We start from the raw sequence: 21,370 nt of genomic DNA on the forward strand, positions 1-21,370 counted from the left end.
TTGCGTGAGCGCTGAGTGAGCGGACGGCCCAGCGGCCGGCCCACCCCAGGTCACCGGCGTGGCGCCGCTGACCAGGGGCCTTCGGGGTCGCTCAGGGGCGCTTGGGGTCGAGGACCGCCGGGAGCTTCGGGGTGTGCGTCTTCGGGAGCTCCTTGGCGCCGGGGGTGCCGAGTTGCTGGGCGAGCCAGGGCAGGGCCTGGGCGAACGCCCTGGAGCCGAACTGCCAGTCGTGGAAGCCCGGAGCCACGTTCACCTTGCAGCTGATGCCGTCCCTGCCGGCCGCCGCGCACAGCTTGTGGGCCTGGACGATGTGCTTGCCCTCCTGGTCGCCGCTCTCGAACCAGCCGGAGATGTGCCGGTACCTGCGGTGGTGGGCCAGCACGGTCAGCGGGTCGTGGGCGTCCCACGCCGCGGCGCTGCCGCCGTACAGCTTGTTGATGGTCTGCTGCTTGTTGCCGCTGTTGGGGCCGATGTCCCCGGAGATGTCCTCGAAGTGCGTGAAGACGTCAGGGTGCTCGACGGTCATGTCGACCGCGCAGGTGCCGCCCATCGACCAGCCGGCCACACCCCACTTGGCGGGGCTGGTGCTGCTGCCGAAGGTCTTCTCGATGTACCGGGGCACGTCCTTGACCAGGTGGTCCTCGGCCATGCCCAGCGGGCCGTTGACGCACTCGGTGTCCACCTTGAAGCCGCCCGCCGGGTCGGCGAAGACCAGTATCGGCGAGAAGCCGTGGTGCTTCTCGGCGTATGCGTCGGAGGTCGCCACGGCGTTTCCGGCCCGTACCCAGTTGTCGGGCTCGGAGAACTCGCCGCCGATCATCTCCAGCACCGGCAGCTTGGGGCGGGCCTTGCTGCGGAACCACGCGGGCGGCAGGTAGACGAGCTCCTGGCGCGGCCGGAATCCGCTGTTCCCGGGTATGTTCACCGACACGATGCGGCCGGTCTTGGTCTTGCCGGTCACCGTGCCCAGTTGGGCCAGGGTGATCTGCTGCGGCAGCGGGCTGTCGGTCAGCTCGCCGATCGCGTCGTCCACCGTCGGGTAGTAGCCCGTCGACAGGTTGAGCGCGTTGGCCCCGCACAGGACGGCCAGCAGGATGGCGACCGGTGCCAGCAGCAGCCGCCACCACCGGGCGCCGCGCCAGCCGACCACCAGGACGACCAGCGCGGTGATCGCCACCCCTGCCCAGATCCACAGCGAGAACGGCAGTGGATCGGTGATCCCGGCCGTCCTGATCACGACCACCGCCAGGACTGCGGTCACCGCGGCGGACGCGACGACGGCCGCTGGCGCCCGGCGCAGCCGCCAGCGCCGGTCCCGCCAGCCGATGGCGGCGAGGCAGGCCAGCGCGGCCGCTATTTGGACGGTCCAGGGGAACCAGCCGTCGAGCAGTGAGACGTTCATGGCGGGGAAGCGTAACCACGCAGGTTATGCCGCCGATCGATTTTCGTACCCGTGAGCGATCTTGGGGCACGGCTGCGACAAAAGAAACCCGGCCGTGTCGGTGGCCGACTCGTGGCGCTCGCCGTCAACTGCCCGGCGGGCAAGGCCCGTTGGGCGGGCGGCTGGGCGGAGCGGGAGTTGCGGTCGGGTTCGCGCGGGCCGTCCCGGGCGCCGGTCGTGTGCGCGAAGTCACCGGTGCCCACGAGGGCGGCAGGCGACTGAACCCGTGTCCGGCGCGCGACGTACCGTGATGTGACGCGAGACGCGCCGTAGCTTCCGGTACTCCGGGTACGGGAAGCTGGGGACGGCCGCCGGTGCCCGGTACGGGCAGGCGGAACGGACCTTTGCGTAACCGTGCAACAATGCGGCTGATCCCCACCTGGAATCGCTGGGATCGGGACCGCAGGATCTAGGGAGGGCGCGTGGCTTCACCCATGGTGAATCGGCGCAGGAACACCGAACTGGTGCTGATAGTCGGCGCCATCGCGCTCGGCATGCTGGGCTACGCCAGCGCCTCGCTGGCGCTGAACGACACCGTGTCCGGCAAGCTCTACATGGTCGGTGGCGTGCTCGGCGTGATGGCACTGGGCGCGCACTTCGCGGTCCGCCGCTTCGCCCCGTACGCGGACCCGCTGATCCTGCCGATCGCGGTGATGCTCTCCTCCACCGGTCTGATGCTCATCGGCCGGCTGGACATCAGCTACAAGGTGGAGTTCCCCAAGAGCTTCAGCGCCAAGACGCCGAACCAGGTCATGTGGATGGCGATCTCGATGGTGGTGTTCGTCGGGGTCATGATCTTCCTCAAACACCACCGGGTGCTGCAGCGTTACGCATACGTGCTGATGACGGTGGCCCTGGTGCTGCTGATAGCGCCGGTGTTCTCGCCCAGCGACACCTACGGCGCCAAGCGCTGGATCCAGCTGCCCGGCGCGACCCTGGAGCCCGACGAGTTCGTCAAGGTGGCCATCGCCGTCTTCTTCGCCGCGTACCTCACCGTCAACCGTGACGCGCTGGCGCTGGTCGGACGCAAGGTGTGGGGGATCAGCCTGCCGCGCGGGCGCAACCTCGGGCCGGTCATCGCGGTGTGGGCGGTCAGCCTGCTGGTGCTGGTCTTCGAGAACGACCTGGGCACCTCGCTGATCTTCTTCGGCGTGTTCGTGATCATGCTGTATGTGGCCACCGAACGCACCGGATGGGTGGTCGTCGGCCTGCTCATGGCGGTGGCGGGCGCCGGAATCGTCGGCTCGACCTCGTCCCACGTGGTCGGGCGTGTGGTGGCCTGGCTGCACCCGATGGACATCTTCCTGCCGCCCGCCCAGCGCCCGGCGGGCCTGGTCTCCGACCAGGCGGCGCAGGCGCTGTTCAGCTTCGGCAGCGGCGGCATCCTCGGTACCGGCCTGGGTCAGGGCCACCCCTGGCTGATCGGCTTCGCCGGGCAGAGCGACTTCATCCTCAGCACGGTCGGCGAGGAGCTGGGCCTGGCGGGCGTCACCGCCGTCCTGCTGCTCTACGTGCTGCTGGTGGAGCGCGGCCTGCGGACCGCGGTCGTGCTCACCGACCCGTTCGGCAAGCTGCTGTCCGCCGGGCTGTCGGCGGCGCTCGGCCTGCAGGTGTTCGTGGTGGCGGGCGGTGTCACCGGGCTGATCCCGCTGACCGGTAAGGCGCTGCCGTTCCTGGCCGCCGGTGGTTCCTCCGCGCTGGCCAACTGGCTGATGGTCGCGGTACTGATCAAGCTGAGCGACGCGGCGGGCCGGATCTCCGAGGAGGCGTTGAGCCCGACGCCGTCGCTTGCCACTACCTCCGAGGCGCTGACTGCTGTGGTGCCGCGAGCTGCTGGCTGAGCCAGCCGAACGCGGCCGGGTACTCGCTGGTCCACGTCCCGTAGTTGTGCCCGCCGGTGGCGAGCAGCTCGGTCTGCACCCGGACCTTGCTGCCCTGCGCGGCGCGTACGAACTGCTCGATGTAGAACGGTTGGCTGAAACGGTCCTGCTTCGAGGTGGCCAGGAAGATCCCCACGTCTGCCTTGGAGTGGCGGACCATGTCGGTCGGGCTGTTGAGACGGCGCAGCTCGGGGTCGGACAGCACCGACGGGTCGCCGGACAGCCGGTCGGGGTCGAGCGCGGCGCCCGCGCCGAACACGTTCGGGAACTCCAGCGGAAGCTTGGCGGCGCAGTAGCCGCCGGTGGAGAAGCCCATCACGCCCCAGCCCTTGGGACCGGGGATGGTGCGGAACTTGTCCCTGATCAGGCTCGGTACGTCGGCCGACAGCCAGGTGGCCACCTTGCGGCCCGGGATGTCGGTGCAGTCGGTGTCGACGCTGCCGGGGTTGACCACCGGCATGGCCAGGATGAACGGATGCGCCTTGTTGGCGTCCACCAGCCGCTGGAAGGCGGTGGGCATCCCGCCGTGCTCCAGCCAGGACTGCGGTGAGCCGGGCACCCCGTGCAGCAGCATCAGCACGGGGAACCTCATGTTCCGGTTCTTGGGGTCGTCGTACTCGGGTGGAGTCCAAACGATGACCTGGCCGGAGAGCTTGGAGTGCGCACCGTGGAAGTACGTGTCCAGGATTCCGGTTCCGCTTCGGCTGAACTTCGCTCTGGAGGCGGGCGGTCCGGGCATCGCGGCGGCGTTGGCGTTGCTGTTCGTGCCCAACAGGTCCGCCCAGGAGGCGTAGAGCCCGTAGCTGGTGTTGATCCATGCCGCGACCACGGAGATGGCCGTCAACTGGCAGAGCAGGATCATGACCAACCGGGACAGCCAGCGCACCGGCCGCGGGCCGGGGATACGGGACCACAGCAACAGGGTGGCCAGGACCATCAGTACCGTCGCTGCGATCAGGACGGCGAAGAACGACGTGCCGGTGAGACTCACGACGTACTAGACGGGTGGAGAGGGGTTGGCGTTCCGCCGGATTCTGCCGATTCACGTGGTTGACGTACTGTTCACCGCCCGACCGCCGAGCCGTTACCGCGGCCGCGTGCCTACGGCTGGCGGCCCTTGGCGCGCTTCCGGTGCGCTTCCGGCGCGGGCGGCGCCAACTCCCTTGCGCTGGCACCGCTTTCCCCGAACGGGTTGGAAACAAGCCCTCGGGTCTATTAACGTTCGATAACGCAACGCCGAATCCCGCGCTCAAGCGCGGGAACCGGGGACCCATCCTCTGGGGTGAATCCGGCCTGCGCAAGGGCCGGTAGGAGACCTTCCTGCTTCCGAACCCGTCAGCTAACCCGGTAGGCGTGAAGGAAGGAAAGGAGTGCGCCACCAGTGGCGTCGCAGCAGCCCGCCTTCGCGGATTCCGCTCCCTCGGCCGACCCGGCCACCCCGGTTGACCCGGCCGCCGGTGACGGGGGTAGGCACCGGCTCCCCAAGCAGCGTTCCGTGTCGCGTGGTTCGACGGTTCTCGGCGTCGCCGCGATAGCCGCGGTCGGCGCGGGAGGGGTGGCCGCCGCCCAGGGCAAGTCCCCCGTCTCGATTCCGGTTTCGGTTCCCGACGTGCTGCCGCAGGTGGTGCACGCCGTCGCCGGTTCGACCGCCGAGCAGCCTCCTGCCGCCGCCCCCGCGGCGCCGCTGGACGCGGGCGAGTCGCTGCTCACCCGGATCCTGGCGCAGGCGCAGGCGCAACGGACCGCCGCCGACACCGCCGTACGCGAGACGGAGCGCAAGGCCGCCGAGGAGGCCGCCGCCAAGGAGGCGGCGGCGCAGAGGGTGCGCGAGGAGGCGGCGAAGAAGAAGGCCGAGGAGGAGGCGCGGCGCAAGGCGGCCGAGGAGGCCGCCGCCAAGGCGCAGGCGGAGCAGGCCGCCCAACTCGCCACCAGCTACGGCAAACCCGTCACGTCCTACACGCCCACCGCCGGTTTCGGAGAGTCGAGTTCGCTGTGGTCGTCCACCCACACCGGTCAGGACTTCGCCGCACCGACCGGCACTCCGGTGATGGCCATCCACAGCGGAACGATCACTTCCGCCGGGTGGGCGGGCTCGTACGGCTACCGCATCGTGCTGACCCTCGATGACGGCACCGAGCTGTGGTACTGCCATCTGTCCTCGATGGTGAAGACCGGCGGCAAGGTAACCACCGGCGATGTCATCGGCCGAGTGGGCGCGACCGGCAATGTCACCGGCCCGCATCTGCACCTGGAGGTCCGCCCGGGCGGTGGCGGTCCGGTCGATCCGCTGCCCTGGCTGCGGGACCACGGGGTTTCGGTATAACATTCAACAAGAACGCGTACTGAGCGCCCGTTCACCGCTGTTCGGTCGGCGATGCCCGACCGATGCCGCCGTTTACGCCGTGCCGCTCGCGCGTCCCTGAACCGCCGACGGCCCCGGTGCCATCCCCCGACACCAGGGCCGTCGGCGCACCACTTCTCAGTACTTGCGGTCGGCGGCTATCCATGCGGCCGCCGCGACCGTGCCCGCCGCGGTGAACACCGCCGGCCAGGCGCCGACCTTCTTCGCCAGCGGGTGCGAGCCCGCGGCGGCGGCTGCGTACAGCCCGGTCAGCGTGGCGGCCGTCTTCAGCCCGGCCTTGCCGTTCCAGTCCCGCGCGGCGAAGGCACCGGCCACTGCCATCGCGGCACCGCCCAGCGGCCGCTTCTTGGTCCAACGCGCCACGCCGTAACCGCCGACCAGCCCGGCCGCCGCCGCCACGGAACCCGGAATCCTGGGCATCCGCGTTACCTCCCGTTTCAAGGAACTCCTGTGTGGTTCCTGAGACTAACCCCGTCCGAAACGCCGCCGTGCGGTGGGCCGGTGCGTACCGGTCACGCCGTCCAGTTGCGCCCGAGCTGCCTGAGTCCCGCCAGGTCGAATTCGGTGAACCGCCCGCCGCGGCTGCCGCTGTAGCCGCCGTTCGGGCTGCACATCAGAGGTCGGAAACCCCGGGCGTCGGTGACGCACCTGAACGGGATGTCAGCGCCCTTGGCGTCCTTGGCGTTGGGGTGGTCCAAACCCACCAGGTGCCCTATCTCATGGACGACGGCGTTCGCCTTCCACCAGTCCGGATCCTTCCAGGCCGGGGTCCAGTACTCGCTGTCTATCCTTGCTATGCCGCCGAACGCCGAGTGGTCGACGGTGTCGTAGCAGGGCAGCGCCCGGCTCATCCCCCGCTGCCCGTTCAGCGGCCGGTAGTCGAGGCTCATCACCAGGTGGTGCTTGGTGGGGCAGCCCCCCGTGAAGCCCTCCACCGTGCGGCTCAGGACGAACTTCGCCCCCGTGGCGCTGCTCAACTGGCCGAGTACCGGGGCGATGTACGGGGTCAGCCGCTCCCGGGCGGCGGCCGAGGTGAAGGTGAAGGTGTACGGCTCGGAGCGGTCGACGGAGTGGATGCCCCAACCGGTCTCTATCGCCCACCCCCGCCCCGAGTAGACCTGCGCCGCGGACGCGGTCGGAGCGGTGGTCACGGCCACCACGGCCGCGACCACGGCCAGCAGCACGGCTGCGGTGCGTGTCTTCATGATCTCCCCCGTGTGATGGTGCGCGTTCAAGTGCCGAACTGGTGAACTCACCCCCGTGGAGCACCAGTTCGACGCTGGGCATGACCCTACCGAGGGCCACTGACAATCCCCCTCGGCGATCGGGACGTCCCTGGTCCGGATCCCCGGCTTCTTGCCGGCGCCCCAGGCGGTCGGCGCCTGTCAACGATGTCGTCGCGGCCAAGTGCGCCGGGCTCCGGGCGGGGCTGCTGCGGCGTGGGCCGTGGGGATTCGTCGAGCGGGAGACGGAGGGTGGTGCCGATGTGCGGCTTGCCGGGCTGGCCGAGTTGCCCGGGTTGGGTGGCCGCGCGGCGCCGAGGTCAGCGGGGCGGGCCGTAGGGGCCGTAGTACGGGGGCGGAACCTGCGGGCCCGGCCAGGCGGGCGGGACCGGCGGGAGCACCGAGTACGCGGCCTGGACGAGGACCGGCTGTGCCAGGGCCTTGCGTTGCCACATGTGGTGCAGCAACTCCTGCTCGCGGACGGTGAAGTCCGGGTCCGCGTCCCCGCGTGCGGCGCGGGCTCGCAGGAACGCGAGCGAGGTGGCGAACGACTGGTACTCGCGCACCGTGCGGGCTGCCGCCGTGCCACGGGAGCCGCGGGCCAGGTCACGGGCGAGTTTGCGGGCCTTCATCGACGACAGGGCGACCGGTTCGAGCGGCGCGAGCCAGCCTGCCATCGCGTACACCGGCAACTGGGCGCGGATCGTCCGTAGTTCGTTGCCCCGCGACCACACCGCGAGCCAGGCCAGCAGGGTGAAGACCGGGACCATGAAGGCCGCGTAGATCAGCAGGAAGCCGAACTGGCCAAGCGAGGACGAACCGTTCCATATGCCGTGCAGCAGCATGGCTATCGCCCAGCCGCCGAGCGGTGCCAACCAGCGGCGGGCCTGGCCGCGCCGGCTCATCGCGGCTATGCCGAAGCCGACGCCGGTCATGCTGGTGAACAGGGGATGCGCGAACGGGGACATGATCACGCGGATGAAGAACGTGGCGATGGTCGTGGACCCCAGGCCGGTCGAACCCAGCACCTGGTCCTCGCCGAAGGCGTTGCCGATGTAGAGGATGTTCTCGGTGAACGCGAAGCCGGTCGCCGTGATCCCGGCGACCACCACGCCGTCCACGATGCCCTGCACATCGCGGCGCCGGAACAGGAAGATCAGCAGCACCGCCGTGCCCTTGCAGGTCTCCTCGACCAGCGGTGCGACGAAGGTACCGCCCCAGGTGTCGCTCTCGCCGGGGTTCGATGTGAACGTCGTCGCCAGCAGATGTGTCGCGTAGCTGTTGGCGAGCAGCGCCACGAGGGTCGCCGCGCACGCGCCCCAGGCGAAGCAGAAGACCAGGTTCCGCCAGGGCTGCGGTTCCACGCGGTCGATCCACAGAAACGTTCCGACGAGCAGTGGGACGGGCAGGACGGCCAGCGCCACGCCGACCAGGAAGCCTTCGGTGCCCGTCTGTTGGCGCACTATCGCCAAAATGATCAGGCCGCACAGTGCCAGCAGGGCGATCAGCGCTCCGGCGCGCAGCGCCTTGCTCTCCCAGAACGCGCGGCGCGGCTTGTAGCGCCAGCGCTTGGGCAGCGCGAACTGCGGTTGCTGCTCGTACGACGGGACCGGGTGCGCGCCCTGCTGGGCGGGGACGGCGCCGGTCACCGGGGTGGGGTTCGTTCCGTTCGTACCCGGGGCCGGGTAGGTCGGGCCGGTGGGCCCGTACCCGTTGGGCCCGGTGTGCTGGGATCCGGAGGGACCGGGCGAATGCGGGTGCGAGTACACCTGTCGAGCCTAAGGCCGAAGGGGCGGTGTACGCGACGCCGCGTCGGGCTGCCGTTCGCAGGTGGGCGGGGTGGGGGCGGTGCGGACCGTGGGGCTCAGCGGCGGGTGAAGACCAGGTCGTGCACGACATGGCCCTTCGCCAGACCCTGCCCCTCGAACTTGGTCATCGGCCTGGAGTCCGGACGGGGCGCGTAGCCGTCGTACGCGTTGCGCAGCTCCGGTTCGGCGCTGAGCACCTCCAGCATCTGCTCCGCGTACGGCTCCCAGTCGGTGGCGCAGTGGAAGAGGGCGCCGGGGGCGAGCCGGGAGACGGCCAGTGAGACGAACTCGGGCTGGATCATCCGCCGCTTGTGGTGGCGGGCCTTGGGCCAGGGGTCAGGGAAGAAGACCCGCAGGCCCGCGAGCGAGCCGGGCGGCAGCATGTCACGGAGCAGGATGACCGCGTCGCCGTTGGCCACCCGGATGTTGGACAGGCCGTTTCGCTCCGCGAGACAGAGGAGGTTGCCCTGGCCGGGGGTGTGGACGTCCACGGCGAGGATTCCGGTGGCCGGGTCGGCGGCGGCCATCTGCGCCGTCGCGTCGCCCATGCCGAAGCCGATCTCCACGATGACCGGGAGGTCGGCGCTTCCGAAGAGTGCCGTGAGGTCGAGCGGGGTGCCGTCGATGTCCAGACCCCACTGCGGCCACAGCCGGTTGATCGCGTCGCCCTGCGCGGCGGTCACCCGGCCGCGGCGCGGGTGGAACGTGCGGATCCGCTGCTCGTGGTGCGCGTCGGGATGCGGACGGGCCGCCGGGCCGTTCGGGAACATCGGCGGCTTGCCCTCGCGGGCCGCGCGGGTGTTCTCGGCTTCGACGGTGGACGTGGGGGTGCGGGACTCAGACACAGTGCCCCCAATTCTACGGGGGCGGTGGAGAAGGCCCGGGGCGCCGGGATCCGGGGGTGGAGATCCCCGGGCCGACCTTATGGGCGCGACGGCTACGCGGCGGTCAGCGCTGCCAGGGCCCGCCGGGCCACCTCCCGGCCGATGGGCAGGGACGCGGTCGCCGCGGGGGATGGCGCGTTCAGTACGTGGACGTAAGGGCCGCTCCCCGCGAAGAGGAAGTCGTCGGCCAGGGTGCCGTCGCGCAGCACCGCCTGGGCGCGGACGCCCGAGGCGGCCGGTATCAGGTCCTCCGGGCGCACATCGGGCAGCAGGCGCTGGACGGCACGGGTGAACGCGTGCTTGGACAGCGAGCGGCGGATCTCGTCGACCTCGTACCGCCAGTGGCGGCGGGCTATCCGCCAGGTGCCGGGGAAGGCGGCGGTCTGCACGAGGTCGCGCGGGCTGACCGTACGCCAGCCGTAGCCCTCGCGGGCGAGCGCGGGTACCGCGTTGGGGCCGATGTGGACGGCGCCGTCCACACCTCGGGTGAGGTGCACGCCGAGGAAGGGGAAGGCGGGGTCCGGCACCGGGTAGACCAGTCCGCGCACCAGGTCCGCGGCGGACGGCGCGAGCTCGTAGAACTCGCCTCGGAAGGGGACGATCCGCATCGCTGGGCGGAGACCCGCGAGGCGTGCGACGCGGTCGCAGTGCAGGCCCGCGCAGTTCACCAGCACCTTGGCGCGGAACTCCTCGTCGGCGGTCGACACGACCACCTCGTTGCCGCGCTGGGTGATCGCCCGCACCTGGCGGCCGTAGCGCAGGTCCGCGCCCGCGTCCTGGGCGAGACGGGCCAGCGTCTCGGTCACCGCCCGGAAGTCGCAGACGCCGGTGGTGCCGACATGGATGGCCGCGATGCCGCGGACATGCGGTTCGTGATCCGCTATCTGGGACGGGACGAGTTCGCGCACCGGGATGCCGTTCTCCCTGCCGCGCTGCACCAGGCTGTGCAGGCGCGGCAGTTCCTCGCGCTCGGTGGCGACGATCAGCTTTCCGGTGACCTCGTGCGGGATGTCGTGCTCGGCGCAGAACTTGACCATTTCCGCCGCGCCCTGCACGGCGTAGCGGGCCTTGAGGGATCCCGGGCGGTAGTAGATCCCACTGTGGATCACGCCGCTGTTGCGGCCGGTCTGGTGCTGGGCCGGGTGGAGCTCCTTCTCCAGTACGGTGACCCGGGTGCCGGGGGCGGCGCGGGTGATCGCGTACGCGGTGGACAGGCCGATGATGCCGGCGCCGATCACCAGCACGGCGTCTGCGGTCGCCATCGCGTCACCTCCGTTTCCCTCGGGCCGTCCGCTGGGTGTGGTGCGGGTTCCATCATGGACCGGGGCACTGACAACGGCCCCCTTCTTTCCCGGCCACCCGCCCGTACGGTTCTTTCCCACCCTCCCACCCGCACGGGGCTCCGCCCCGGACCTGGCACGGGCTTCGCCCCGGACCCGGCGGGGCTCCGCCCCGGACCCCGCATGGTCTCCGCCCCTGTGTCCCGGTGGGGGTGCCGACCTGTGTCTGGGCGGGGGAGAGCCGCTGCGACCGGTGCTGGGGGCTTCGCCCCGGACCACCGGCGAGGCCCTGCCCCGGTCCGGCGAGGTTTCGGCCCTGCCTCGGTCCGGCGCGGCTTCGGCCCCGCCCCGCTCCGGCGGGGCTCCGCCCCTGTGCCCCGGTGGCCGTGCGCGCCCGCGCCCCCGTGGGGCTCCGCGTGTTGTGCCTGTTAGCGGGTCGTGCCCCAGGCGCGCCCGCGTGCTCTGGCGCTGTCCGCGCAGCGGTCCGCGCCACCGCTGCGTGGCTTCGTGCGCCTCCGTGCTCGCCGGACAGTGAACTGCCCACGGTATTAGCCGACTTGGGGCCGCCGTCCATGTTGGCTGGCCGCCAGGCCCCCGCGGGCTACGCCGGGGCGGCGAGCAGCGGGCGGGCGCGTTCGCGTAGTTCGGCTACTCGGGGTTCGTCGCCGTAGGGCTCCAGGCGGTGCAGTAGGTCGCGGACGTACTCCGTGGTGCGGGCGGAGGAGATGCGGCCCGCGACCTCCACCGCGCGGGCGCCCGCGGCGCAGGCCGCGTCCAGGTTGCCGGACTCCAGTTCCGCCACCGCGGAGACCACCAGGCGCAGACCGTGGGAGCGGACGAAGTCCTCGGTCGGGCGGGACAGCGCGGTCTCGGTGAAGCGCCGCACCTGGCGTGGCACCCCCAGATCGCTGTAGCACTCGGCGGCGTCGGCGGCCAGCCGGTCGTACGAGTAGAAGCCGAGCCACGCCGGATCCGGGTCGCCGTCGCGGGCCCGCTCCAGCCAGCCCTCGGCGGCCGACAGCGCCGTCCCGCACGCCTGCGGGTCGCCCGCCTTCGCATGGGCGCGGGCCTCGATCAGATGGAAGAAGCTCATCGTGCGGGCGGTCGCCAGCCCCCTGTTGCGCTCAAGTGCGGCCTGCGCCAGGTCCACGCCCTCGTCGGCGAAGCCGCGGTAGATGGCCTGCAGGCTCATGGACGCCAACACATAGCCGCCGAGCGGCACATCGGCCGCCGCGCGTGCCAGCCGCAGCGCCTGGATGTAGTAGCGCTGCGCGGCCTCCTGCTGGCCGGTGTCGAACGCCATCCACCCGGCGAGCCGGGTCAGTTCGGCGGTCGCGCCGAACAACGAGCGCCCGACGTCGTCGCTGTAGGAACCGAGCAGCAGCGGCGCCGCCTCCACCCGCAGGCACTCCGGCACCATGCCGGAACGCCAGTCACCACCCCCGTACTTGGAGTCCCAGCGGCGGGCGTCGTCGGCCGCCTCACGCAGTTTGCGGACGTCCGCGTGGCCGACCCTCGGCACTCCGGACTCCGTCAACTCGCGTGCCACCGAACCATCCGCGGGAGTGATGAGCCAGCGGGACGCCGGGGTCGCGTACGCGGTCACCGCGAAGGAGCCGGTCAGGAAGTCACGGCGGCCCGCGAGGTCGAGGCGCCACAGGTCGGTCGCCGACTTCACCGCCTCGCTGACATCGCGCGGGAAGGCGAGCCCCACCTCGGGCGCCGGATCCGCGTCCGCGAGGCCGATCTCGTGCAACGGCACCGGGCGGCCGAGCTTGCTGCCGATCGCCGCGGCGATCAGATGAGGCGCCGCGCCCTGCGGCACCATCCCCTTGGCCACCCAGCGGGCGACCGAGGTCTTGTCGTAGCGAAGCGTCAACCCCCGTTGCGCTCCGAGGTCGTTGACCCTGCGCGCGAGCCCCGCGTTACTGATCCCGGCCAAGGCGAGCATGGTGCCGAGCTTCTCGTTGGGCCCGCGGTGTTCCCTCGTCATGCGCACTCCTCGTCCCGCTCGCCGCCCCCTGCGTCGCGGGCCGCGGACCGCTTCCCCCGCTGGCCGCCGGGGTCCTGCGACCGCCGACGCCCGTCGCAGGGCATGGGCCGAGACCCGAGCCACCGGGACGCCCGCTCCTCGGGTACACCCAGCGTAGTTCGCCGGATCCCGACCGTTAAGAGGAGTTGTCCCGGATGGCGAGATTCCTGCGCCGCACTGGTGTACGTGCTCCCGGAGTGTGTGGCTGTGCGCCCGTCCGTGCGCTCTGTGCGGGCCGCGGTGATCGCGCTTGCATGGGGCCGTGGGTCGGCCTGCCGTCGAGACTGCGGCTTCGGATTTGTCGGTGGTGGGCCAGGGGACACCGCTGCCTCATTCCCCGCGGGTGGCGGAACCGGTCCGGGGGGCGTGCCGACGCCTCCCGGACTGAGTGTTGGCCCGCGCGTGGCGTGTGGATACCCGCGCGACGTTGGCGAGAAATCGCCGGTTTGGGGATTGCGGGTCGGGGCACTGAGACGGGCTGCCCGTTCCGGACCACGGAGGGGGAGGCCCGGGGCGGGCAGCCTTATACCAGAGCTTTACGCACTGGCCCAACGGCGGGAGCCCAGCCGCCACTTAATGCGACGCGCACCCCGCCGAACGTGTTCGGCGTACCCCCGCGCCACGCGGCACCCCGCCCGGGGCATACGCCAACCGGCATACGACAGACGGAACATAACGCGCATACCGCCACATTGACCCGCATCGGTGGCGCGGGACCACCGCTTCGCCGCGCTCCCGTACGCCCCTGACGCTCCACTCCGTGGCAGCATGTTCCCAGAGCAGAGCCCTGATGTTCCCCGAGCGGAGATCTGTCCGGGCTCTGATGGAGCGGCAGTTCGCCGTGGTGCGAAGCCAGTTGTCCACAGCCGGTGGAGGCTGCGATGCGGTGGTTGGTGGGTTGGAGCAGCGCCGTAGCGCGGTCATCGGTCGTCGCCGGTCGGACCCTGCTGCCGGTCGGCGGTCAACTCCTGTGGGGTGACCCCGATCCGCTGTGGGCGGTCGGCGACTGGCGCGCCGACGAGATCCGGGTCATCACGGCCGACCCGACACGCCCCGGAGGCAACGGCGCACACGGCGCGTACGGAAGCGCGTACGGCACCACGCCCGGATTCGGCTCCGGGCAGCGCAACGGCGGAGGCCCGGTGACCGTCCGCCTCGCCGTACTGGGCCGGTGCCTCGCCAGCGATGACGCGCTCCGCATCGGGCTCTACGCGGCGCGCGGCGGCGCGCTGCGCCATCTCACCATGTGGGCAGGGAGTTACACCGCGGTGCTCCAGATCGGGCGCCGCACCACGATCGTCGCCGACCTCGCCGGAGCCCGCCCGGTCTTCCACACCCCGTGGGCGGGCGGCACCGCGTACGCCACCGCCGCACTGCCGCTCGCCGACCTCGTCGAGGCGAGCCTGGACGTCACCCACCTCGCCGCCCAACTAGCCTGCCCCGACTCGCCGGAGGCGCTCGGCAACGGCACTCCGTACCAGGACGTGCGCCGGGTGCCGCCCGGTCACGCGCTCATCCTGCGCGAGGGCGCCCCGGAGATCACCGGCTACGAGCCGCACGCCTCCCTGGCGGTCGGAGCGTCCCGTTCCGCCACCGACGCCGAGCAGGCGGTCGCGGGTGTACGGGACGCGCTGGTCGAGGCGGTACGTGCCCGGCTGGCCCAGCCGCGCTACGTACCCGAGCCCGGCGACGCGCCCGCGCCCGGGATCGGCGCCGACCTGTCGGGCGGCAGCGCGTCCGCGACCCTGGCGCTGCTCGCCGCGGGCCTGCCCGGTATGCCGGGAACGCCGATCGGACTGGGGGCGCAGGCCGGGCAGCGGCTGCGCGCCGTCACCTTCAACGACCTGGCCACCAGCGGGGAGCAGGGGCGCGACGCGGAGCTGGAACGAGCCCGCAGGATGGCGGCCGACCCCCGGCTGCACCACGTGGTGGTGCCCGGCGGTGCCGAGTCCCTGCCGTACGCGGACCTGTTGGACAGCGGTCCGCTGACCGACGAACCGGGTCCCGCGTTGATCACCGCGGAGCGGCATCGGCGGCGGCTCGCAGCGGGTGGCGCCGACCACTTCATCGGCCATGGCGCGCGCCACGTGCTCGACGCGCATCCCGCGCGACTCGCCGATCTGCTGCTGGAGCGGCACCGACGCCATCTGCTGCGTCCCGCCGCCGCGTTGGCGCGGGCCGAGGGGGCGTCGGCGCGCTCCGCGTTCGTACCGCTGACGCTGTACCGGGCGGCGCGGCGGCTCGCCCGCACGCCTTATCAACAGGGTGTGGAGGACGCGGCGGGCCGGCTGCTGGCACGGCGCTTCGACGACGCCGGGGCGGGTGGGCTCACGGCGTCATTGGCGGCGCTCACCTGGTGCCGTCCCGGGCCCGCGGCCCGCTGGCTGACCGGGGAGGCGCTCGCCGAAGTATCGATTCGGTTGTCCGACGCGGCTGCCCGGCCCGGCTCCGTGGGCCGTCCCGGCGAGCGGCGGGCCCGCGCGGCGCTCGCTCGTGCGGCGGCTGATCTGCGGGTTTTCGAGCAGGCGGTGGAGGTGCGAAGCCAGCGGCTGCATGCGCCGTTCCTGGACAACCAGGTGGTGCGGGCGGCGCAGGCGCTGCCCGAGACGATGCGGGTACGGCCCGGAGCGCGGGCCTCCGTGCTGCGCGCGGTACTGGCCGGGGCCGGGGTGCACGATCTGCCGCCCGGGTGGGGCGCCACGACCAACACCTCCGGCGCGGTACGGGTAGGGCTGCGCGCCGCTGTGGACGACCTGATGGACCTGTTCAGCGCGCCGCTGCTGGCCGACGCCGGGCTGGTCGACGCGCGGGTGGTACGGGGGGCGCTGCGCTCGGCGGCGGACGGGGAGGCGTTGCCGCTCGACGGGCTGGGGGAGTTGGTCGCGACGGAGGTCTGGCTGCGGCGGCTGCTGGCGCGACGGGGGTCGTGCTGGACGGGGCCCGACGCCCCGGGGGTGCTGGCGCTGGCCTTTCGGGCGATCTCGCTGCCGCCTACGCACTAGCCGGGGCTGGGGTTCGCCCACCCGCCTGCCCGTTCGCCGTCGGCCTTTGGTGCGCCGTCGCGCGGTTGGTCGCGGGTCCGGTTGCCCCGCGGTAAAAGCGGGTTGGCGAGTGGGAGATCCCCACTCGCAAACCCGCGGCGCGGCCGCGAACCGGAACGCGCACAGTCGGCGGCGATCGGTCGGGCGAGTGCGAAAACTCCGAACCCTGGCAGGGCCGCACCCAGGGGGCGGGGGAGAATGAGACGTGCGCTACCAACTCCTCGGCACGACGGAAGTCGCCGGAGCCCCGCTCGCCGGGGCCCGTCTGCGCGCCGCCCTCGCTGCCCTCGCGCTCCGTGCGGGGCGCCCCGTCGCGCCCTCCGTGCTCATCGACGAGGTGTGGGGCGGCGACGAGCCCGAGGACGCGCACGGTGCCCTGCAAGCGCTGGTGTCCCGGCTGCGCCGGGCCCTCGGCCGGGACGAGGTCGGCTCCGGCCCGGCCGGCTACGTACTGCACGCCAAGCCCGAGGACGTCGACCTCTTCGTGTTCGAGCGCCTGACGAAGGACGGCGCCACCGCGCTCGGCGAGGGAAACGCGGCGGCCGCCGCGAGCGCGCTGGACGAGGCCCTCGCGCTCTGGCGCGGCCCGGCGCTCGCCGATCTCCCGGACCGTTCCGCCGCCGCCCGCTGGGAGGCCCTGCGGCTCACCGCGTTGCAGCACCGCGCCGAGGCGCACCTCGCGTTGGGACGTGCCGCCGACGTCCTACCGCAGTTGCAGGAACTGGTGGCCGAGCATCCGCTGAACGAACCGTTCCGCGCCCAGTACATCCGTGCGCTGCGCGCGGTCGGCCGTACCGCCGACGCCCTGGCGGCCTACGAGCAGACCCGCACCGCCCTCGCCGACAGCCTGGGCACCGACCCCGGTACCGAACTGCGCGCGCTGCACGCCGAGTTGCTCGACCCCGGCCCCCCATCGCGCCAACCACCGCCCGCGCCCCCGGCCCCCGGCGCACCCGGCAACCTCCGTCCCCGCCTCACCAGCTTCGTCGGCCGGGAGGACGACCTGCGCGCACTGCGGGACGACATGGCCCTGCACCGGCTGGTGACCCTCGTCGGGGCGGGCGGCTCGGGAAAGACGCGGCTGGCGGAGCAAGCCGGAACCGAACTCGCGGCCATGTACCCGGACGGGGTGTGGGTCGCCGAGCTGGCGCCCGTCGCCGATCCGGGCGGGGTGGCCCGCGCGGTGCTCAACTCCGTAGGCCGTAGCGACACCGCCCTGCTGACGAGCACGGCGCCGGTCGCCGAGCCCACCGAGCGGCTGCTCGAACACTGCGCGCACCGCCGCATGCTGCTGGTGCTCGACAACTGCGAGCACGTCATCGGCGCCGCCGCCCGTACCGCCGAGGCGCTGCTGGCACACTGCCCGGGAGTGACCGTGCTGGCGACCAGCCGGGAACCGCTGGGCGTGCCCGGCGAGGCGGTCCGCCCGGTGGAACCGCTGCCTCCGCCCACCGCGTACCGGCTGTTCGCCGAGCGTGCCGCGGCCGTGCGCCCCGGCTTCGACGCGGACGCCGACCACGAGGCGATCGCCGAGATCTGCCGCCGCCTGGACGGCCTGCCGCTCGCCATCGAACTCGCCGCCGCCCGGCTGCGCATGCTCACCCCGCATCAGATCGCCGACCGGCTGGACGACCGCTTCCGTCTGCTGACCAGCGGCAGCCGCACCGTGCTACCGCGTCAGCAGACGCTGCTCGCGGTGGTGGACTGGTCCTGGGGGCTGCTCGACGCCCGGGAGCGCACCCTGCTGCGCCGGGTGTGCGTCTTCTCCGGCGGCTGCACGCTGGCCGCCGCCGAGGCGGTGTGCGCCGACGGCACGGAGCTGCGCGAGCGGGACGTGCTGCACCTGATCGGGTCGCTGGTGGACAAGTCACTGCTGGTCGCCGAGGAGTTGCCGGACGGGGTGCGCTATCGCTTCCTGGAGACCATCCAGGAGTACGCGCGGGAGCGCGCCGCCGAGTATCCGGACGAGGCTGCCGCCACCGCCCGCCGCCATACCGCGTACTTCCACGACCTGGTGCGGACCGCCGATCCGAAGCTGCGCACCGGGGAGCAACTCCCTTGGCTGGAGCGGCTGGAGACCGAGCTGGACAACGCGCGCGGCGTGCTGAAGCGGGTGATCGACGAGGGTGACGAGGAGACGGCGATCTCGATGGTCTCCGCGCTAGGCTGGTTCTGGTGGCTGCGCAGCTACCGGGACGAGAGCGCCGGGTGGATCTCGCGGGTCGTCGCGCTCGGCGAGCCGCCGACGGATCGCAGCGATCCGCTGTTCATGTCGCGGATGGATCTGCGGCTGGTGCAGTTCTTGCTCAGTGCCGACCGGGCGAGCGTGGCGGGGGTGGTCCACGACGAGGTCAAGGCGATGGCCCGGCAGATCAGAGGCGTCTACGCCGAGCCGGGGCCGCACAGCGCGCGCTTTCCCGGACTGCTGTGGCCGTTCGTCGGATATCACCTGGGCGGACAGCAGGATATTCGGGCGCACACCGACGTCATGGTGGACAACTGCCGTGCGTACGGCGGCGAGTGGGAACTCGCGTGTGCGCTGACCTTCCGCACGCACGTGATCATCGACATGCCCGGTGGGCTGAACACCGCCGATGCCGACTGGGCGGAGCTGGCCGAACTGGCCGAGCGGGTGGGGGATCGCTGGCTGATCGCCCAGGTGCGTACCGCCAGGGCCGAGTTGGCGATAGCGCGCGGCCAGTACGCCACCGCGCGCGCCGACCTGGAGGCCTCCATCCGGCTGTGCGAGGAACTGGGCGCGCGCGCTGAGCACCCGTTTCTGGTGGCCAGGCTGGCGGAGTTGGCCGCCAGGGAGGGTGATGACGCGACGGCCGGGCGACTGCTGGAGCAGGCGGAACGGGAGGCCGACCACTATGGCGTCTGGGACGCGCGTACGTATATCCGCTGTCTGCAAGGCGCTATCGCCGCACGTGCGGGCGATGTATCCAGAGCCCGTGAGCTGTGCGATATCGCCCGTGCCGAGGCCGAACTGGGCACCCCGCCGCCGATGTTCACCGCTTTCCTCACCGGCTTGGACGGCGATGTGCTGCTCGCCGAGGGCAAGCGGCCCGAGGCGGTGGACACGTTCCGCCGCGCCCTGCGCGAGGGCATCGCGGCGCAGTGCACCGAACCGCTGCTCGCCACCCTCGCCGAGCGAGCCGCCGTCGGCCTGCTGGAGTTGGGCCGACCCGCGGACGCGCTGCGGGTGTTGGGCGCGGCGACCACGCTGCGCGGTTCGCTGGCCCGATCGGTGCCGGAGCGAGCCGACGCGGCACGGGTACACGACCGGGCCCGTGCCGTGCTGGGCGACCAGGCCCACGACGCCGCGTACGCGGAGGGCCTGCGGCACACCGTCGGCGAGGCCGTCGAACTGCTGGACGGCGTCACCGGCAACTGATGCGTGACCGCGCCCAGTCCGCGAGGTTCAGGAACGGCCCGCCGCCCGCGTCCCGTACGACCAGGCGCAGCGTCCTGTACCCGGTGAGGTCGGCGTGCACCGGCACCGGACCGCTGTCCGCGGTGACCACGCCCGAGGTGAACAGCGGGGTGTCGTCGCCGTAGACCGCGAAGCGCACCGCGCCGCCCTCCGCCGACAGGTCGTCCAGCCCGGCCACCGCGTCATACGAGGTGCAGGCGCGGTTGAGGTCGATCTCGACGGACGAGGGCGTGTGCACGCTCACCCCGTCCGGGTAGTTGGTGCCGTCCATCTCCAGGTCGTAGCGGTGCCACAGCCAGTTGAACGCGTCCGGCCGCACCTCCGGTCCCGTGCCGTCGCCGAGGACGCCCAGCGGTAGCTCGTTGAGCTGGTAGACGGTCGGCGGTGCGAGCGGTGGCGGCGTCGGCGTCGGGGTGGGCGACGGGGTCGGCCGGGGCGCCGGTGGGGTGGGCTTGGGAGTTGGCTTGGGCGGCGGCGGCGTCGGGGTCGGCGTCGGCAGGGCGACATGGGCGGGTGAGGGCGGCGGGGTACTCGGCCTAGGGGTGCGAGTCGACGCCGGGGACGGTGGTGATGCCTTCGGTACGGGGCCGATGGGCGCGGCCTTCACCGGCGGCTTGGCTTCCGGCTTCGGCGCGTGGTGGTCGTTGCCGAGCAGGACGGCGGCGATCGCCACTCCGCCCGCCGCGACCACCACGCCCGCCGCGATGCCGATCTTCGCGGGCATCCCCACGCCCTCGGCCGCCGCGGCACCGCCCGCCGCGCCGCCGGAGCCGGAGGCCCCGCCCGCCCCCGCCGCACCAGCACCGGCCGCCGCTCCCGCGCCTGCCGCGCCGACCGCGGCGATCCCGGCCGCCTTGGCGACGTAGGACGCGGCGAACCACCCGATCGTGGCAACCGGCAGCAGGCCCTTGAGGCAGGCGTTGACATCGGCGAGGTCGGCCGCCGCCGCACGGCATCTGCCGCATGTCTCAAGGTGCTTGCGCAACTCCCGGTCCGCGCGCAGCCGCAGACCGCCGCGGGCATGCGCGCCGAGCCGGTCCGCGTGCCGGGCGCACTCGCCTTCGGCGGTCAGCGCGGAGCTGACATGGGCCTGGAGATAGGCCTGGCGCAGCCCCTCACGGGCCCGGTGCGCCAGCACAGCGGTCGCGTTGGCGGTCAGGCCCAGCAACGGGGCGATCTGGCTGGGCGACTCCTGCTCGACAGCGGTGTGCCACAGCACCGCCTGCCACCGCTCGGGCAGGGTCTTGAAAGCCTTCACCGCGAGCGATTGGTCGGCCTCCTGCATGGCCCGCACATCGGCGCCGGGATCCGTCCCGGCACCGAACGCCCCGCTCCCGCCGTTGCTGTTCGCACCGGCGGCGCTGACCGCGAACACCGCGAAGTCCTCGACCAGTTGCTCCCGTTTCGCGCTGCTCGTCCAGGAGGCCGCGACCCGCCGCACCGTCGTCAGCAGATACGCCCGTACCGCCGCGTCCGGCCCGGCGCCACCGCGCACCGCCTGAAGGGTGCGGGCGAACACCTCACCGGTGAGGTCCTCCGCGGTGTAGGCGTCCCGGCAGCAACCGCGCGCATAGCGGCGTACCGCGTCGGCGTGCCGCCGGTACAGCTCCTCGTACGCGCTGTCGTCACCGTCACGCACCCGGGCCACCAACTCGGCGTCCGACGGCGGCAGTTGACCACCGCCCGAGCGCTCGCGCTGCTGCGGTACGAACTCGTCGGCCGCGCCGCGTCCGCCGCCGGACCGTCCGGAGGCGTCCGCCGCGCCTGTGGCGCCCGCACCCGCGGGAGCCTGGCCCGGAACCCGCCGGTGCAGCCCACGGCCGGGTCTGGGGCCCTCGCCCGAGCCACCGGCGGCCCCGGAGTCGCCCGCATCCCGGCCGTCGCCGGACCGCGCGCCGTCAGTGCCCCGAGAGTCGTCCTGTCCGTCAACGCCCATCGCGCAAGCTCCACAACCCGCCGCCGCACCAAGCCACGGCCAAGGGT

14 protein-coding genes and 1 riboswitch are annotated in these 21,370 nt (G+C 72.4%); of the genes, 5 read left to right on the forward strand and 9 right to left on the reverse strand.

The window, feature by feature from the left end; all coding sequences use genetic code 11:
* Positions 1-91 precede the first annotated feature (91 nt).
* Positions 92-1,402, reverse strand: coding sequence for an alpha/beta hydrolase (locus O5O46_RS29665; RefSeq protein WP_269858703.1), 1,311 nt, complete (start codon positions 1,400-1,402; stop codon positions 92-94).
* 51 nt (positions 1,403-1,453) lie between these two features.
* Between O5O46_RS29665 and O5O46_RS29670 the strand changes: the two genes are divergently transcribed.
* Together O5O46_RS29670 and O5O46_RS29675 are read left to right on the forward strand one after the other, a co-directional pair.
* Positions 1,454-1,663 (forward strand): hypothetical protein, encoded by a 210-nt coding sequence (locus O5O46_RS29670; protein WP_269858704.1) that lies wholly within the window; start codon positions 1,454-1,456, stop codon positions 1,661-1,663.
* A gap of 212 nt (positions 1,664-1,875) precedes the next feature.
* Positions 1,876-3,282, forward strand: coding sequence for an FtsW/RodA/SpoVE family cell cycle protein (locus O5O46_RS29675; protein WP_269858719.1), 1,407 nt, complete (start codon positions 1,876-1,878; stop codon positions 3,280-3,282).
* Here the strand turns inward: O5O46_RS29675 and O5O46_RS29680 are convergent.
* Positions 3,236-4,312, reverse strand: a complete 1,077-nt coding sequence (locus O5O46_RS29680; RefSeq protein ID WP_269858705.1) for an alpha/beta hydrolase — start codon at positions 4,310-4,312, stop codon at positions 3,236-3,238. The two genes, O5O46_RS29675 and O5O46_RS29680, sit on opposite strands and share 47 nt — an antisense overlap.
* A gap of 233 nt (positions 4,313-4,545) precedes the next feature.
* Positions 4,546-4,690, forward strand: a riboswitch (cyclic di-AMP (ydaO/yuaA leader).
* Positions 4,691-4,702: 12 nt separating this feature from the next.
* On the opposite strand from O5O46_RS29680, the gene O5O46_RS29685 reads away from it, so the two are divergent.
* On the forward strand, positions 4,703-5,644 hold the full coding sequence (locus O5O46_RS29685; protein ID WP_269858706.1) for a M23 family metallopeptidase: 942 nt from the start codon (positions 4,703-4,705) through the stop codon (positions 5,642-5,644).
* A 156-nt stretch (positions 5,645-5,800) separates the two neighbouring features.
* On the opposite strand, the gene O5O46_RS29690 is transcribed toward O5O46_RS29685, so the two are convergent.
* The 6 genes from O5O46_RS29690 to O5O46_RS29715 form a co-directional block, all read right to left on the reverse strand.
* Positions 5,801-6,103 (reverse strand): hypothetical protein, encoded by a 303-nt coding sequence (locus O5O46_RS29690; RefSeq protein ID WP_269858707.1) that lies wholly within the window; start codon positions 6,101-6,103, stop codon positions 5,801-5,803.
* 92 nt (positions 6,104-6,195) lie between these two features.
* On the reverse strand, positions 6,196-6,888 hold the full coding sequence (locus O5O46_RS29695; protein ID WP_269858708.1) for a hypothetical protein: 693 nt from the start codon (positions 6,886-6,888) through the stop codon (positions 6,196-6,198).
* Between the two features lie 338 nt (positions 6,889-7,226).
* A complete protein-coding gene (locus O5O46_RS29700; protein WP_443072656.1) occupies positions 7,227-8,675 on the reverse strand; it encodes a PrsW family glutamic-type intramembrane protease in 1,449 nt (482 codons plus the stop codon).
* A 95-nt stretch (positions 8,676-8,770) separates the two neighbouring features.
* Positions 8,771-9,559, reverse strand: coding sequence for a tRNA (guanosine(46)-N7)-methyltransferase TrmB (trmB, locus tag O5O46_RS29705; RefSeq protein WP_443072657.1), 789 nt, complete (start codon positions 9,557-9,559; stop codon positions 8,771-8,773).
* Positions 9,560-9,651: 92 nt separating this feature from the next.
* Entirely contained in the window at positions 9,652-10,860 is a 1,209-nt protein-coding gene (gene lhgO / locus O5O46_RS29710; protein WP_269858709.1) for an L-2-hydroxyglutarate oxidase, read from the reverse strand.
* Between the two features lie 619 nt (positions 10,861-11,479).
* On the reverse strand, positions 11,480-12,871 hold the full coding sequence (locus tag O5O46_RS29715) for an MFS transporter (RefSeq protein WP_269858710.1): 1,392 nt from the start codon (positions 12,869-12,871) through the stop codon (positions 11,480-11,482).
* A 920-nt stretch (positions 12,872-13,791) separates the two neighbouring features.
* Here O5O46_RS29715 and O5O46_RS29720 point away from each other — a divergent pair.
* Both O5O46_RS29720 and O5O46_RS29725 read left to right on the forward strand, forming a co-directional pair.
* Positions 13,792-15,912, forward strand: a complete 2,121-nt coding sequence (locus O5O46_RS29720) for an asparagine synthase-related protein (RefSeq protein ID WP_269858711.1) — start codon at positions 13,792-13,794, stop codon at positions 15,910-15,912.
* Between the two features lie 244 nt (positions 15,913-16,156).
* Positions 16,157-19,348, forward strand: coding sequence for a BTAD domain-containing putative transcriptional regulator (locus tag O5O46_RS29725; RefSeq protein ID WP_269858712.1), 3,192 nt, complete (start codon positions 16,157-16,159; stop codon positions 19,346-19,348).
* Here the strand turns inward: O5O46_RS29725 and O5O46_RS29730 are convergent.
* Positions 19,335-21,323, reverse strand: a complete 1,989-nt coding sequence (locus O5O46_RS29730; RefSeq protein WP_269858713.1) for a sigma-70 family RNA polymerase sigma factor — start codon at positions 21,321-21,323, stop codon at positions 19,335-19,337. The two genes, O5O46_RS29725 and O5O46_RS29730, sit on opposite strands and share 14 nt — an antisense overlap.
* Between the last annotated feature and the right edge of the window lie 47 nt (positions 21,324-21,370).

The sequence above is a fragment of the Streptomyces sp. RPT161 genome, assembly GCF_027533845.1.
GTDB lineage: Bacteria > Actinomycetota > Actinomycetes > Streptomycetales > Streptomycetaceae > Streptantibioticus_A > Streptantibioticus_A silvisoli_A.